General features: G+C 37.7%; 15 protein-coding genes. 9 read left to right on the top strand and 6 right to left on the bottom strand.

Annotated features, from left to right (window positions below; all coding sequences use genetic code 11):
• Positions 1-97: 97 nt before the first annotated feature.
• Together ACLI50_RS00485 and tpx are read right to left on the bottom strand one after the other, a co-directional pair.
• Positions 98-358: a VOC family protein gene (locus tag ACLI50_RS00485; protein WP_411412910.1), complete on the bottom strand. Its 261-nt coding sequence runs from the start codon at positions 356-358 to the stop codon at positions 98-100.
• Positions 359-428: 70 nt separating this feature from the next.
• Positions 429-929: a thiol peroxidase gene (gene tpx / locus ACLI50_RS00480; protein ID WP_062675275.1), complete on the bottom strand. Its 501-nt coding sequence runs from the start codon at positions 927-929 to the stop codon at positions 429-431.
• Positions 930-1,288: 359 nt separating this feature from the next.
• Between tpx and ACLI50_RS00475 the strand changes: the two genes are divergently transcribed.
• Positions 1,289-3,508, top strand: coding sequence for an NADP-dependent isocitrate dehydrogenase (locus ACLI50_RS00475; RefSeq protein WP_411412909.1), 2,220 nt, complete (start codon positions 1,289-1,291; stop codon positions 3,506-3,508).
• Between the two features lie 5 nt (positions 3,509-3,513).
• Entirely contained in the window at positions 3,514-4,812 is a 1,299-nt protein-coding gene (locus tag ACLI50_RS00470; RefSeq protein ID WP_330746845.1) for a hypothetical protein, read from the top strand.
• 38 nt (positions 4,813-4,850) lie between these two features.
• Here ACLI50_RS00470 and ACLI50_RS00465 read toward each other — a convergent pair whose 3' ends face one another.
• Positions 4,851-5,189, bottom strand: coding sequence for a winged helix-turn-helix transcriptional regulator (locus tag ACLI50_RS00465; RefSeq protein ID WP_114821030.1), 339 nt, complete (start codon positions 5,187-5,189; stop codon positions 4,851-4,853).
• 101 nt (positions 5,190-5,290) lie between these two features.
• On the opposite strand from ACLI50_RS00465, the gene ACLI50_RS00460 reads away from it, so the two are divergent.
• The 7 genes from ACLI50_RS00460 (at position 5,291) to ACLI50_RS00430 (ending at position 10,997) form a co-directional block, all read left to right on the top strand.
• The gene (locus ACLI50_RS00460; RefSeq protein WP_411412908.1) at positions 5,291-6,037 is read left to right on the top strand and encodes an SDR family oxidoreductase; all 747 of its coding nucleotides are present in this window, start codon (positions 5,291-5,293) and stop codon (positions 6,035-6,037) included.
• Between the two features lie 172 nt (positions 6,038-6,209).
• The gene (locus ACLI50_RS00455; RefSeq protein WP_411412907.1) at positions 6,210-7,193 is read left to right on the top strand and encodes a heme-binding domain-containing protein; all 984 of its coding nucleotides are present in this window, start codon (positions 6,210-6,212) and stop codon (positions 7,191-7,193) included.
• A complete protein-coding gene (locus ACLI50_RS00450; protein ID WP_343638850.1) occupies positions 7,190-7,633 on the top strand; it encodes a hypothetical protein in 444 nt (147 codons plus the stop codon). Before ACLI50_RS00455 ends, ACLI50_RS00450 begins: the two co-directional genes overlap by 4 nt.
• Positions 7,634-7,710: 77 nt before the next feature.
• Entirely contained in the window at positions 7,711-8,724 is a 1,014-nt protein-coding gene (locus ACLI50_RS00445) for a sensor histidine kinase (protein ID WP_411412906.1), read from the top strand.
• Positions 8,705-9,469 carry a LytR/AlgR family response regulator transcription factor gene (locus ACLI50_RS00440; protein WP_411412905.1) on the top strand — a complete coding sequence of 255 codons (765 nt, stop codon included), beginning with the start codon at positions 8,705-8,707 and terminating at the stop codon, positions 9,467-9,469. Before ACLI50_RS00445 ends, ACLI50_RS00440 begins: the two co-directional genes overlap by 20 nt.
• 320 nt (positions 9,470-9,789) lie before the next feature.
• A complete protein-coding gene (locus ACLI50_RS00435; protein WP_343638856.1) occupies positions 9,790-10,566 on the top strand; it encodes a DUF1223 domain-containing protein in 777 nt (258 codons plus the stop codon).
• A 38-nt stretch (positions 10,567-10,604) separates the two neighbouring features.
• A complete protein-coding gene (locus ACLI50_RS00430) occupies positions 10,605-10,997 on the top strand; it encodes a DoxX family protein (protein WP_343638858.1) in 393 nt (130 codons plus the stop codon).
• 338 nt (positions 10,998-11,335) lie between these two features.
• Here the strand turns inward: ACLI50_RS00430 and ACLI50_RS00425 are convergent, their stop codons facing one another.
• The 3 genes from ACLI50_RS00425 to ACLI50_RS00415 form a co-directional block, all read right to left on the bottom strand.
• Complete coding sequence (locus ACLI50_RS00425) at positions 11,336-12,328, bottom strand: MBL fold metallo-hydrolase (protein ID WP_343638860.1); 993 nt, start codon at positions 12,326-12,328, stop codon at positions 11,336-11,338.
• Positions 12,329-12,408: 80 nt separating this feature from the next.
• The gene (locus ACLI50_RS00420; RefSeq protein WP_411412904.1) at positions 12,409-13,410 is read right to left on the bottom strand and encodes an aldo/keto reductase; all 1,002 of its coding nucleotides are present in this window, start codon (positions 13,408-13,410) and stop codon (positions 12,409-12,411) included.
• An 86-nt stretch (positions 13,411-13,496) separates the two neighbouring features.
• Entirely contained in the window at positions 13,497-14,402 is a 906-nt protein-coding gene (locus ACLI50_RS00415) for a helix-turn-helix domain-containing protein (protein WP_137905529.1), read from the bottom strand.
• Positions 14,403-14,443 lie beyond the last annotated feature (41 nt).

The raw sequence follows: 14,443 nt of genomic DNA, 5'->3' as shown, positions 1-14,443 counted from the left end.
GGAAACTGTTTTATTGGTGAGACAGTATATTGATCAGCTTTTCAAATGGATCTCTGACAAAAAACCTGCGAACTCCCCAGTCCTCATTGGTAAGTTCTTAAGTGACTTCAAAACCGGCCTTTTTCATCTTTTCATACACTTCATCCACATTATCCACTTCAATGGAAAGATCAGGAACTTCCGTATCGTTTCCACCCTGTTCAGCAAAGCTGATCTGAACTTTGGCTTCTTCCTCATTACCCAATGTTTTAATCCAGCCATGATCCATCAAAACCTCCAGTCCCAGAATATCCTGATAAAACCGGCTGGCTTTGGAAATAGTATTCGTTTTAATATTGACTACGATTCTTTTTACCATGTTCAAATTTTTTAATTAAAAAAGCCTTGCAAAATCATATTCACAAGGCTTTTCTACAAAAATTATTTTATTATTTCAATGCTGCAAGAGCGGCATCGTAATTAGGTTCATTAGCAATTTCCGGAACCTGCTCTGTATAAACTACTTTATTGTTTTCGTCAGTAACGATCACGGCACGGCTCAGTAATCCTTTCATAGGAGAATCTGCGATGGTTACTTCATAATCGTCTCCAAAGCTGCTTCTGAAGTCTGAAAGTGTTTCTACATTATTCAATCCTTCTGCCGCGCAGAATCTTCCTAATGCAAATGGAAGGTCTTTAGAAACATTGATGATCACCGTATTATCAAGCTTTGAAGCTTCCTCATTGAATTTTCTGGAAGAAGCAGCACAGGTAGGGGTATCAATGCTTGGGAAAATATTGAATACTTTTTTCTTTCCGTCAAAATTTTGAAGTGTTTTTACATTTAATCCTGAATCTACCAATGCAAAGTCTTTTACAGTGGTTCCTACTGATGGTAATGCTCCTATTGTGTGTACTTCGTTTCCTTTTAAAGTGATTGTCGTTGACATAATATTTATTTTTTTATTTTTTCAAATGTAATCAAAAAAGAAAATTTTTCCGGTTTTATTATGGTTAAATTAATCTTAAAGTGAAAATAAAAAATATCTTATTGATAATCAGTTTTATCAGAGATAATTATTATGTAGCTGCAGACTTACAAAAGCCTGATTGTAAGGACAAAAAGTTCAGCCTCTGAACATTATAAAATTATTTCTAAAATAAATGTACCCGGAAGGTGAACATAAATTAAGCAGATATCAATATAAAGACTCAAAAGCCTCTTTTTTTTATGGAAATATCTTAAATAAAACAATGATATTTACTAAATTTGTGGGACTTAAAATTTCAAATAAAAAATAACAGTATAATGTCAGAAAAATCAAAAATCTATTACACACTTACTGATGAAGCTCCAATGCTGGCTACTCACTCGTTTTTACCTATCGTAAAAGCTTTTACAAAATCAGCAGATATCGAAATCGCAGTACCGGACATTTCTTTGGCAGGAAGAATTTTAGCCAACTTTCCTGAGTTTTTGAAAGACGACCAAAAGATCGGTGATGCTTTGGCAGAACTTGGAGAATTGGCAACAAAACCTGAAGCCAACATCATTAAGTTACCGAACATTTCTGCTTCTGTACCTCAATTGGATGCAGCGATTGCGGAATTACAAGGTAAAGGTTTCGCAGTTCCAAACTATCCTGCAGAACCTAAAAATGACGAAGAAAAAGCGATCAAAGCTAAATATGCCAAAGTATTAGGAAGTGCTGTAAACCCAGTATTAAGAGAAGGAAACTCTGACAGACGTGCTCCAAAAGCTGTTAAAAACTATGCAAAAGCAAACCCTCACAGAATGGGTAACTGGGCATCTGACAGCAAAACTGACGTAGCTCACATGAACAATGGTGATTTCTACGGTACAGAAACTTCTACAACGTTAGAAAATGCTACCAAATACAGAATCGTATTCAAAGGAAACGACGGTTCTGAATCTGTATTAAAAGACTTCGCAGGTCTTCAGGCTGGTGAAGTAATTGACTCTTCTGTAATGAACCTTAATGCATTAAGAGCATTCGTTCAGGAAGCTATCGAGGAAGCTAAGAAAAGAAATGTACTTCTTTCTGCTCACCTTAAAGCAACGATGATGAAAATCTCTGACCCAATCATTTTCGGGGCTATCGTTGAGACTTTCTTCAAAGAAGTATTTACAAAATATGCTGAGACTTTCAAGTCTTTAGATATCAATCCAAATAACGGTCTTGCTGATCTTTTCGAAAAAATCAAAGGAAACGCTCAGGAAGCTGACATTAAAGCTGATATTGAAAAAGCTCTTGCTGAAGGACCTAGAGTAGCAATGGTAAATTCTGACAAAGGAATTACCAACTTCCACGTACCTTCTGACATCATCGTCGATGCCTCTATGGCTGCCCTTGTAAGAGGAGGAGGTAAAATGTGGAACAAAGACGGAAATGAGGAAGATACCGTTTGTATTATTCCAGACCGTTCTTATGCTGGTTTCTATCAATCTGTGATTGATGATATGAAAGCGCACGGAAAATTAGACCCTACCACTATGGGATCTGTTCCAAACGTAGGTTTAATGGCTCAGAAAGCTGAAGAATATGGTTCTCACGATAAAACTTTCCAATTGTCAGCTGACGGAACTGTAGAAGTTCAGGATGAAGCCGGAAACGTTCTTCTTTCTCAGAAAGTAGAAAAAGATGATATCTTCAGAATGTGTCAGACTAAAGATGCTCCTATCCAGGACTGGGTAAAATTAGCGGTAAACAGATCAAGATTATCTGATACTCCTGCTATCTTCTGGTTAGACAAAGGAAGAGCTCACGACAGAGAAATCATCAAAAAAGTAGAGAAATATCTTGCTGATCACGATACAACAGGTCTTGACATCAAAATCCTTGATGTAAAAGACGCTATGACTGAAACGTTGAAGAGAGCAAGAGAAGGTAAAGATACAATCTCAGTTTCCGGAAACGTATTGAGAGATTATTTAACTGACCTTTTCCCAATCCTTGAGCTTGGTACTTCTGCAAAAATGCTTTCTATCGTTCCATTGATGAATGGTGGTGGTTTATTTGAAACTGGTGCCGGAGGTTCTGCTCCAAAACATATTGAGCAGTTCCTGGAAGAAGGATACCTAAGATGGGATTCTCTGGGTGAATTCTTAGCACTTCAGGCTTCTTTAGAGCATCTTGCACAAACTCAGGGAAATACAAAATCTCAGGTTTTAGCTGATGCATTGGATGAAGCTAATGCTAAATTCTTAGCTACAGATAAATCTCCTGCAAGAAAAGTAGGTCAGATAGACAACAGAGGTTCTCACTTCTATCTGGCAATGTATTGGGCTGAAGCGTTGGCGAACCAGACTGCTGATGCTGAACTGGCTGCTCAGTTTGCTCCTGTTGCTCAGGCACTGCAGGAAAATGAGGAAGTAATCAATGCTGAATTAATTGGTGCTCAGGGTAAACCTCAGAACATTGAAGGTTACTACAAAGCTGATACGTATAAAACATATGCAGCCATGAGACCTAGCACTGTTTTAAATGAAATTATTGACGGAATCTAAAATTTATGAAAAAAACTATAACCTTATTATTTGCTTATTTATCAATATTTTCATGCAGCAGTTCAAACGATGATATTACGGAGGTGGTCACAGTAACACCTCCTGTTATTGAAAATAAGATCAATTTAACTTCAACTTACAGTGATACCACTGAAACGGTAAGCTTAAAATGGACGCTCAGCGGAGATGCCACTTATAATCATTATAAAATTGTAAGAAGTGATTCTCAAAATGGGATACAATCCGAAATTGGTAATAGCTATCCGAATCAGTTTACATTTACTTCAGCCGTACCATTTAACCCTTATGTAGAATATCAGGTTATTGGTATTAAGGCTAATGGTGAAGAGGTTAAAAGTAACATTATAAAAATTGAAAGACCTGAGATCAAATTGGTTAATCTTAAAACTTTTGATGCCCAATTTGATAAAAACTCCGGAAAGCTATACCTATTAGATACGGATGGGAAAATTGCTATTTATGATGTGAATACAAACTCTGTTACCCATCAGATCAGCACAAATGCAACTTTAGGCTATTCTGATATTGGAACCTATAATGGAAGTGTAGAACTATATGTTCCCAGAAATGATGGTTGGGTAGATATTTATGATGGAAATGATCTGACATTGAAAGCTCAGGTGAGTTTCGGAATGCCGCTCATCAGTACTGTATATCATAACGGTATACTTTACGGTTCTTCAAATAGTAATAGCAGTTCCAGTGTGATTAAATCAGCAAGCAGGGCTACAAAAGCTATCATTTCTCAATCGCCTCAGCTTTATTATAATAGCGGAAGGATGAGAAAAGCTGTAGGAAGTTCTGTGCAATTATATACCATAACACAGAATATTTCACCTGTAGATATGGATCTTTATAATTTTGATCTTAATGGTAATTACATCAGTCATCAGGACGATACTTATCATGGAGATCACCCACTTAATTACAGGATATTTGAAGCATTTCCTGATGGAAGAATCATTACGGCAAGTTCTGGTTCTGTCTATAATTCGCAAATGATTTATCAGAATGATCTGCCTTCCGGAAATTCCAAGCTATCAAGTTTTGATTTTGATAGTAACAGTATTATTGCAGGAACTACAAGTAAGACCATTGAGCTTTATAACATCAATTCTTATACAAAAACCAAGACAATCAATACAAAAAGATATCCTTATAAAGTGTTCAGCTACAATAATAAGGTAGTCTGTGTAAGTTCAGTTACTCAACTCAACGTTCAGTCTTATGATTATTCAGGAATAATTCCTGACAATGTAATGATCGAAATTTTTGACAAATAATTATAAACCTCTCCTTTGTGAGAGGTTTTTTATTGGCATTATTTCCTATCTTCCACAATTACTCTTCTATGCTCCCTGCCCCAGTTGATCATTTCCTGAATGATATTTCCAAAGGTTCGGCAGTATTCTGTGGGTTCATATTCTATTAAAACAGGAGTTTCGGGATAAACGGTGCGTTTTAGCAGTTTATTCAGTTCCATATCTTTCAGTTCTTTAGAAAGCATTCTGGTGGTAATTCCGGGAATACTCCTTTCAATTTCCCTGAAGCGTCTGTTCCCGTTACACAGTGAATTGATGACAGGAATCCGCCATTTGCCTCCGATAAAATAAAGGGTATCCTGTAATGCTCTGAGTTCTTCGTTCTGGTCTCTTTCCATAATTGCAAAGTTAAGTGATATCAAGAATGATACTGGTATACTCTGTGATACTGGTTACAAAAGTATATCATTTTGAAATAACTTTGTCAAAAAAATTTACAATGAAAAAATTCAGTAACAAACTGGCTATCGTAACAGGAGGAAACAGCGGGATCGGATTCGCTGCAGCAAAAGAACTTATTTCAGAAGGAGCAACCGTGCTCATTACCGGAAGGCGAAAAGAAGCTGTAGAAAAAGCAGCTGAGGAGCTTGGAGCGATCCCCTTTATTGCAGATCAGGCGGATATTGAGGATATTGATCTGTTGAAGAAAGAAGTAGAGAAAAAGTTCGGTAAAGCAGATATTCTGTTTATCAATGCAGGAATTACCGGAACTCTGACTCCTATTGAAAATATGGATGTTGAAAATTTCGATCAGGTGATGAATATTAATTTCAGAGGAGCTTATTTTACATTAAGCAAATTCATACCATTGTTAAATGATGGTGCTTCTGTCATCTTTTTATCTTCTATTGTTGCGTCTACCTATAAACCCAACAGTTCAGCTTATCAGGCAAGCAAAGCCGCGTTGAATTCTATTGCCAAAACGGCAGCAACAGAATTGGCTCCAAGAAAAATCAGAGTGAATATGATAAGTCCGGGTCCGATAAAAACAGAAATCATGAGTAAAGCAGGCCTGGATGAAGAAACTTTGAAAAATATCCAAAACCATCTCATAGAACAGATTCCAATGAAGAAAATGGGAACCGCTGAAGAGATTGCCAAACTGGTTACTTATTTAGCCGACAACGATTCTTCCGGGTATGTCACCGGAACTGAAATTGTGATAGATGGTGGTATTACTTTATAAACAACAGATTTAATCAAATCCCGGTAATTGTGTTACCGGGATTTTTCTTGTAGATTTTCGGGGTTAAAAATTCCGGATTCGCCTTTTGATTTGTCCAGCTCGGACAGTTTTCCGTTTCACAGCATGTACTACCCGCCTACTTTTGATCCAGAAAAATAAAACAATACTCATTATGGATACCGTAAAGAAAAAAAGAAATCCCATTGCCATCGTATTTCTGGCTATACTAGGTGTTTTCGGAGGGTTGCAGCTATTCAGTAAACCTTTGGAAGGAAAACCGATTACAGGAAAAATTGAAGCCCCAAAGGAAGTGATCAGTATTCTTGAAAACTCATGTTTCAGCTGTCATTCCAATCAGCAGAATTTAAGCTGGTATGATAAACTTGCTCCTGTTTCCTGGGCTGTGAACAAAGATATCAAAAGAGCCAGAGAAGTCCTGAACTTCTCAGAATGGGAAAAGTTATCTCCTGCAGAACATCAGGGAAAAATGTACGCTATTCTCAATATGATGCAAAGTGGTAAAATGCCTCTCCATGAGTACACCCTTCTGCATCCCTCAGCCAGGATTACAGCAAAAGATATTGAAACGATCAAAAAATATACAATTTCCTTATCCTCAGCAGGCCCATCTGCTCAAAAAAAGATTGAGCCCCCTCAAGTCTCATCCACTGTACCTGTTCCGGCATCAACCAATTTCCCGGTTTCTCCCAACGGTGTTCGATATACCGATGATTTTAAAAACTGGAAAGTAATCAGTATGAGTACGCTGTTTGATAACTCTATCCGTGTAATTTATGGAAATGATATTGCGGTAAAGGCTGTGGAAACTGAGAACTTTCATCCGTGGCCGGACGGAAGTGTGGTAGTAAAATCCGTATGGAAACAAGAAGAGCTTCCGGATGGAGAAATCAGACCCGGAAAGTTTATCAATGCGCAGTTTATGGTTAAAGATTCCAAGCAGTATCAAGATACAGAGGGTTGGGGATTTGCAAAATTTTCCGGAGATGATCTTCATCCGACAGGAAAAACGGCGTCCTTCGCCAAAGAATCCTGCATTGCCTGCCACAGACAACTCGCTGAAAAAACAGGATATCTGTTTGATGTTCCCATGAAAGTAAACACTCAAAGACTCATTCAAAATTTACAGAAAAAATGAAAAATACAATCCTGATCTTATTGGTAAGCCTTGTTTCTCTTACCGCCTGCAGCAAAGAAAATAGTAATACGAATAATGGCCTTTCAAGGGTTGTTTTTGACCCGGGAAATCTCCAATTCATCTCCAATTCTTTAAACCCTAAGAAGAAAACGATGTCGGCATTGTACGGAAATGAAAAAGCACTGGAATCTTTGTCAAAGAAAATCCAGACCCCTGAAGCAGGTGCTGTGATGAAACTGGTTACCTGGAAATACCATGACAATCCTCAGTATATTGGCGGAACCATCACCGGAGAACTGGTAAGTATCGAAACTGTTCAGGCAGACAGTGCCGGAAATGTCTCTTATGATCTTAAAAATGATCAGCCTGAGAATACTTTCTCAAACCCAAAAGAAAGAATACAGTATTTCATGAGTTACCGCCCCGTAGTGAGGCCATAATAAAATTTCTGTTTCACTATTTATCATAATATTTCCAATAAAAACATTAATTTAACCTTTTCAAATCAGCAGATTTCATGCAACAGCAAAAAATAAAAATCTCACCGGCCATCATCTGGATAAGCTCCGTTTTCCTGGGAGTTCTATCTTCTGTACCCCAGCTGGCGTCTCATGAGTTCAACTGGAAAGAGGCCGCAGTAAACTCGGCCATTACAGCAGCATTTTCCGTTATTATGTGGTATATCAATATCTATATGCTGAACCGTACAGGAAAACGAAGACAGCATATCTCTTATTCCAGATTGATGGTGGTACTGGCTTTCGGGATGGTGATTATGTTTGGACTGGCATGGATTCAGCAGCTGATTCTGTCTCATATCAATTTTGGTCCTGTAATGCTGATGGTAGAAGTAAGGGGAATTTTAATCAACCTGGTTTGCTATATGTTTCTTACGCTGCTTCAGAACAACTATACAGGGCAGCAGATACAGCTTGAACTGGAAAAGGTAAAGAGTGATAATCTGGGTGCTCAGTATGAATTATTAAAGCAGCAGATCAATCCGCATTTTCTTTTCAACAGTTTGAATACGTTAAAATTAATGGCAGAGACTCATGACGAAGAAACCGTTGATTTTATTGTCAAGCTTTCTGATTTTTACCGTTTTACACTGGAAAGCCGTAAGCTGGATCTGATCAGCGTTCAGGAAGAAATGAAAATCGTGGATTCTTATCTTTTTCTTCAGAAAGCCCGTTTTGGAGAAGGAATTAAGTTTACCAACGAACTTGGAAAAGAAACCGCTCAAACGCTTATTCCTCCTTTTACCCTTCAGCTATTGGTGGAGAACTGTATCAAACATAATATTGTCTCACAAAGTAAGCCTTTACACATCAAAATCTATAATGCAGATGACAAAATTGTTATTGAAAATCCTATACAGCGAAAAGTAACCCCCGAAGATTCTTTGGGTGTTGGACTCGACAATATTAAAATGCGCTACAAACATTTATTGGAAAAGGATATTACCATTCATTCAGGCGAAAAAACATTTCAGATAAAACTACCATTAATCCATGAATATAATCATTATTGAAGATGAATTCAGGGCGGCAAAATCCCTGCAGAATTTAATTTCAGACTTAAAACCGGAATCAAAGATACTAGGTGTTTACGACAGTATTGAAACAAGTATTGAAGGCTTAAAGGAAATCAAACCTGATCTTATTTTTATGGATATCCATCTTTCGGACGGACTCTCCTTTGAAATTTTCAAATCAGTGGAGATTACCTGCCCTGTGGTTTTCTGTACTGCCTTTGATCAGTATATGCTGGATGCTTTTAAAAGTAAAGGAGTTGATTATGTTTTGAAACCATTTTCCAGGGAAGATATTGCCGAAGCCCTGCGAAAAGTTGATGAACTGAAAAAATTCTTCCAGAAAAATGAACTTCCGGACCTGGAGTCTCTGATACAGAAAATCAGCCAGCCTGCTACTGCAGGTAAGAGTAGTTTTCTGGTTTTTAAAAATCAGAAATACACCACCATTCCTACCGAAGACATTGCTTATTTTTATATTCATAATGAGATCACCCATCTGGTTACATTCACAAAGGAACAGTTTCCTCTTACCCAGCCTTTAGGACAAGTGGCGGAACAGGTTTCCGACAAACAATTCTTCAGAGTCAACAGGCAATATCTCGTTAATTTTAAAGCGATTAAAGAAATGGAGCATTATTTTCAGCGTAAAATACTCGTAAAGCTTACCGTTGAAACTCCCGAAAAACTTTTAATTAATAAAGAAAAAACGCATAGTTTCTTTACGTGGCTGGAGGAAAGGTAGAGGAGAAAGGAGGCTGAAAGTTGGGTGTTGGAAGTACTTGAAGGCTTTATAATCAATAAAAGTTTTATTTAAATATACTAGAGCCCTGATTGAGATGATCAGGGTTTTCTTTTGTTAATTTTTTAAGCTTCCTGGCTTATATTAAAAATAAACCTGTATTCCATTTCGTGCTCTGAAACTTCCAGCCTCCCACTTCCAGCTTCCATCCTAAAACCCTTCCCCTCACAATTTCCGGATTCACCTCTCAATTTGTCCGGTTGAACCTGTTTTGTATTCTTTTGCCTTTATCAAGTATCTACTTTTGAATCAAATTAAAAGACATGATACTAAAAAACTTAATTACAGTAAGCGCTTTTACCGCGGTATTATTTGCAGCCTCAGCATTTATTCATCAAAATAAAGATCAGAAGACAGCACAGCATTCCACTTCAGAAAATAATGGTTTCGCTGTTCTGGAACTCTTTACTTCAGAAGGCTGTTCAAGCTGTCCTCCTGCAGATGAACTGATGGGAAAAATTGAAAAGGAATACAAAAATGAGCCTGTTTACCTCCTCTCCTATCATGTTGATTACTGGAACCGACTCGGATGGAAGGACCGGTTCAGTACGGCTGAAAACTCTCAACGGCAACAGCAATACAGCCACCTGCTGAATTCCCAGGTTTATACTCCACAGCTGGTAGTGAACGGAAAAACAGAATTTGTAGGCTCTGATGAAAACAATATCAAAAATGCCATCCGAAAAGCTCTGATTACTTCTAAAAAAACACCTGTAGAGTTATCTGCCGTCATTTCTCAGCATAAAATTGATGTTCAGTATAAAACACCTTCCGCAGATCCTCAGAATATGCTGCTCATTAATCTGGTTGAAAAACATTCTTCCACAGAGGTAGGGAAAGGCGAAAATGAAGGACGCCATCTGCATCACTGGCAGATTGTCCACAAGCAAAACCTCATCTCATTGAATAAACAGCAGGAAGGAATCACAACATTTAAACTTCCGGAAGGCTTTTCTCCGGAAAACTGGGAAGTCATCGCTTTTATTCAGAATAGGAGAACGGGAGAAATCTCAGGATCAGCAAAAACAGCTTTTAAATAAAATACTATACAATTTAATTATCACTAAAAATTACAACAATGAAAACAAAAACTACAAAAATTATCTATTGGTCAGGTGCTATTTTTATGTCATTATGGTTTGGAGCCAGCGGTTTCTTTGAACTGACAAAAAATCCGGTTGTATGGGATATTACGCGACAGCTTGGATATCCGCATCATTTTATTTATATATTAGGAATTTTTAAAATCTCCGGAGTTATGGTTCTTTTGCTTCCCAATAAATTATTGAGACTAAAAGAATGGGTGTTTGCAGGAATGTTCTTTGATATTCTGTTTGCTTTCTTTTCAAAAATTGCGGTCCTGGGTTTTCCGTCTACGGTAGATGCAATTGTTGCCTTTTCTGTGTTAACGGTAACTTACATCATGTTCAGAAAGCTGTATTCTCCTGAATTGGTGTTTGGAGAAGCTTAATGATAAAACTCTAATTTTTTCTTATGTTTGAAACAGATCCTTCCATTGCTTGGGAGGATCTGTTGTTTATATATGATCAATAAATTTTGGTTAAAACCGAATAAATAAATGTTGATTATGAAAGCGGACTAAAGTCCGCTGCTATGGATGATTTATATGTTGGATTGATTATGCTGTTTAGTTAACCACCCCGTCAAAAATTCTTTGAATTTTTGCCACCCCCTCCGGAGGAGGGGAATACTGAGCACCTATTTATTAATCCAGGTAACGTATTCCTTATCCCTAATCCTCTTTTTCTCTCACCTGCAACCTACGATCTGCTATCTGCAACCTATTCCCTAATTCATAAAACCTTCCGGAAACCATTCAAAGCCGGATGTTTTCTTTTTTGTGTAACCAAGGCCCGGCCAGGGTAAATGGTAAGCAAACGCTCTGATTCTGGTATCCGCCAGTTGCTGAAGGAGTTTTTTTCTTGAAGCTGTTGCGATATCCAGATCTGTATCTCCGAAATAGCCCCATTCAGGGTGTGGAAACAAGATAACATCAGAATGGATAAGGTCTGCAATATAGATCAGCTTTTCGTTTCCTGAAGAGATGGTGGTAACGGTTAAGCCTGGTGTATGGCCAGGAGCTAACTGGAAACTAAAATAATCATACAATGTATTATTAAGGTCATAAAACTTCAGTTTGGGCTGAATCGTTTTCAAAATATTCTGAATTGCAGGAATAATCTGATTAAGAAATCCAGGTTGTGTTTTCAGTGCACTGTTGCTGAAATCTTTGATGGAAGCTTTCATCCAGAAATCATGTTCTGTTTTGGAGATGAAAATATCAGCATTGGGAAAAATAAACTGATTTTGTTTATCCACGACTCCGCCAATGTGATCCGGATGGGCGTGAGAGATGAAGACATCGGTAACATCTTTCGGAGAAAATCCTGCTTTTTGAAGACTTTTCAATAAAAATCCGCTTCTTTCATCGGCAAAAATACCCATTCCGGTATCCAATAAGATGAGTTTATTCTTTGTTTTAACCAATAGAATGTTCATCGCCATATCAATATAATTCTCCGGTCTGAAATTATCTTTAAGAATTGCTTTCAATTCTGAAACAGTGCCTCTTGGTGCAAATGAATTCAGGTTTTCTTCATGGATATATCCGTCCGTAAGAACAAATAGTTCAAGTTCACCAAGCTGCAGTTTTTTAAATCCGGAAAGGTCATCACCAGTTTTTTCAACAGTTGTTTTAGATTGTGCCATTAGGCCGGAGAAAGAAATCATGCTCAATGATACTGCCAATAATCCGTTCTTTAATAATTCTCTTCTGTTCATAGTCGAACTCATTTTAAATATAAAAACAAAAAAACTGAGCTCTTTTATTGTAAGAAGCTCAGTTTTATCTAACATAGTCTTTAATTGTTCACCAGTTTCATTGAACCTTCATTGTATCTTTCTCCTACATTAGGATATTTTTTCAAGATGGCATCAATGGTATCCAGATCTGATTGGGAAAGTTCAATATTGACAGCCGCAATATTTTCTTCCAGATATTTGATTCGTTTTGTACCAGGAATCGGAATGATATCATCTCCTTGGTTCAGCACCCAGGCTAAGGCAAGCTGGGTACCTTTCACTCCTTTGGAAGCGGCAAATTCGTTGATTTCGTTAGCCAGCTTAGTGTTATTTTCAAGATATTCCTGCTGATAACGCGGTAATGATTTTCTGAAATCGTCATCACCCAGATTTTGTGCATCATAGATATTGGTAAAGAGTCCTCTTGCTAACGGCGAATAAGGAACCAAAGAAATTCCCAGTTCTCTGATGGTGGGTAAAATCTCATGTTCAACATCTTTCGTAAGGATAGAATATTCTGACTGCAATGCTGCGATAGGGTGAATTTTATTGGCCTTTCTGATAGATTCTGCCGAAGCTTCAGACAATCCAAGATATTTCACTTTTCCTGCCTTTACCAATTCTGCCATTGCTCCTACCGTTTCTTCTACAGGAACATTAGGATCTACTCTATGTGCATAATACAAGTCGATTGTATCAATCTTTAATCTTTGAAGGCTTAAATCCACGGCCTGTCTTATCCATTCCGGAGAGCCGTCGAAATAAGTTCCCGGAGCACCGCTGTGGCTTGCCTTACCATCTTTAAACCTGAATCCGAATTTGGTAGCAATGAAAATCTTATCCCTGTTCGGTACTAAAACTTTAGAAATCAGTTTTTCATTTTCTCCATTGGCATACATATCTGCCGTATCCCAAAAGTTAACTCCTAAATCCAAAGCTCTGTGCAGGGTATTGATACTTTCCTGCTCGTCGGTAGGACCATATGCGAAACTCATTCCCATACATCCTAAACCAATTGCTGATAACTGTTCTTCTGTGTTTCCTAATTTTTTAAATTTCATGATAGGTATGATTTAATTTTACATGACAAAATTAGAACATCAGGAAGTCAACCCTGATATAGAATTCAAACTAAGAATTATAAAATTCAAACAACATCCATTCTTAAGGCATTGGGAGTAATTCCGGTTTGTTTTTTAAAATAATTGGTGAAATAAGCGGGTTCTTCAAAGCCTAATCCGTAGGCAATCTCAGCAATATTCCAATCCGTATGTTTCAGTAAGGCATTGGCTTCCTGAATAATCCTTCCCGTGATCTGCTGGCTGGTTGTTTTCCCTGTAATCTCTTTTACCGAACGGTTTAAAGAATTCACATGAATGGAAAGACTCCGGGCATAATCATTCGGGGTTTTTAACTTCAAAAAGGCCTCAGGGCTGTCGATAGGAAACTGTCTTTCCAACAATTCCATAAATAAAGAGGCAACCCTTTGTGAAGCATTCTGATAAGGTTCGAAACTTTCTGCCGGCTGCATTCTCATCGTCTCATGAATCATCAGATGAAGATATGCTCTCAACATATCATATTTGTGAATATAATCTGACTGGATCTCCGTCATCATTTTGGTATAGATCTCAGCAAGTATTTTCTGCTGTTCTTCATTTACAAAGAAAACAGGTGTTCCTCCGATCTTGAACAGCGGAGAATCCTGAAGGTTTCCCATACGGCTTCCGTTATGCAGAAACTGATCTGTAAACAGGCAGAACCAGCCTTTCTGATCCTCATCATCCGCTTCCCAGGAATAGGGAATAATGGGATTGGAAAACAATAATGCAGGACGGTCTACTTTGATCCATTTATCAGCATAATGAAGCTTTCCCTTTCCTATAATTAATGAAATTTTATAATAATCTCTCCTGCTGTATGGGGTAAGAGGAGAACAGTATTCCCGTGAAAACACATTGAAGTGTCCCATTTTACTGACCCCAATACATTGAGATGCCAGATTGGGAGCATTCCTTTCATAAAAACCTTTGAGTGATTCGTGTGATTCCATAGATCAAAGTTATAAAAATCAAACAAAATAAATCACATCAG

The organism is Chryseobacterium cupriresistens (assembly GCF_046614675.1).
Lineage (GTDB): Bacteria > Bacteroidota > Bacteroidia > Flavobacteriales > Weeksellaceae > Chryseobacterium > Chryseobacterium cupriresistens.
This window is presented reverse-complemented; position numbering and strand designations above follow the sequence as displayed.

Coding starts and splice junctions, on each gene's coding strand:
- ACLI50_RS00445 (WP_411412906.1), top strand. CDS start 7,711: ATGCAACAGCAAAAAATAAAAATCTCACCGGCCATCATCTGGATAAGC.
- ACLI50_RS00435 (WP_343638856.1), top strand. CDS start 9,790: ATGATACTAAAAAACTTAATTACAGTAAGCGCTTTTACCGCGGTATTA.
- ACLI50_RS00425 (WP_343638860.1), bottom strand. CDS start 12,328: ATGAACAGAAGAGAATTATTAAAGAACGGATTATTGGCAGTATCATTG.
- ACLI50_RS00460 (WP_411412908.1), top strand. CDS start 5,291: ATGAAAAAATTCAGTAACAAACTGGCTATCGTAACAGGAGGAAACAGC.
- ACLI50_RS00430 (WP_343638858.1), top strand. CDS start 10,605: ATGAAAACAAAAACTACAAAAATTATCTATTGGTCAGGTGCTATTTTT.
- ACLI50_RS00450 (WP_343638850.1), top strand. CDS start 7,190: ATGAAAAATACAATCCTGATCTTATTGGTAAGCCTTGTTTCTCTTACC.
- ACLI50_RS00440 (WP_411412905.1), top strand. CDS start 8,705: ATGAATATAATCATTATTGAAGATGAATTCAGGGCGGCAAAATCCCTG.
- ACLI50_RS00415 (WP_137905529.1), bottom strand. CDS start 14,402: ATGGAATCACACGAATCACTCAAAGGTTTTTATGAAAGGAATGCTCCC.
- ACLI50_RS00455 (WP_411412907.1), top strand. CDS start 6,210: ATGGATACCGTAAAGAAAAAAAGAAATCCCATTGCCATCGTATTTCTG.
- ACLI50_RS00465 (WP_114821030.1), bottom strand. CDS start 5,189: ATGGAAAGAGACCAGAACGAAGAACTCAGAGCATTACAGGATACCCTT.
- tpx (WP_062675275.1), bottom strand. CDS start 929: ATGTCAACGACAATCACTTTAAAAGGAAACGAAGTACACACAATAGGA.
- ACLI50_RS00485 (WP_411412910.1), bottom strand. CDS start 358: ATGGTAAAAAGAATCGTAGTCAATATTAAAACGAATACTATTTCCAAA.
- ACLI50_RS00475 (WP_411412909.1), top strand. CDS start 1,289: ATGTCAGAAAAATCAAAAATCTATTACACACTTACTGATGAAGCTCCA.
- ACLI50_RS00470 (WP_330746845.1), top strand. CDS start 3,514: ATGAAAAAAACTATAACCTTATTATTTGCTTATTTATCAATATTTTCA.
- ACLI50_RS00420 (WP_411412904.1), bottom strand. CDS start 13,410: ATGAAATTTAAAAAATTAGGAAACACAGAAGAACAGTTATCAGCAATT.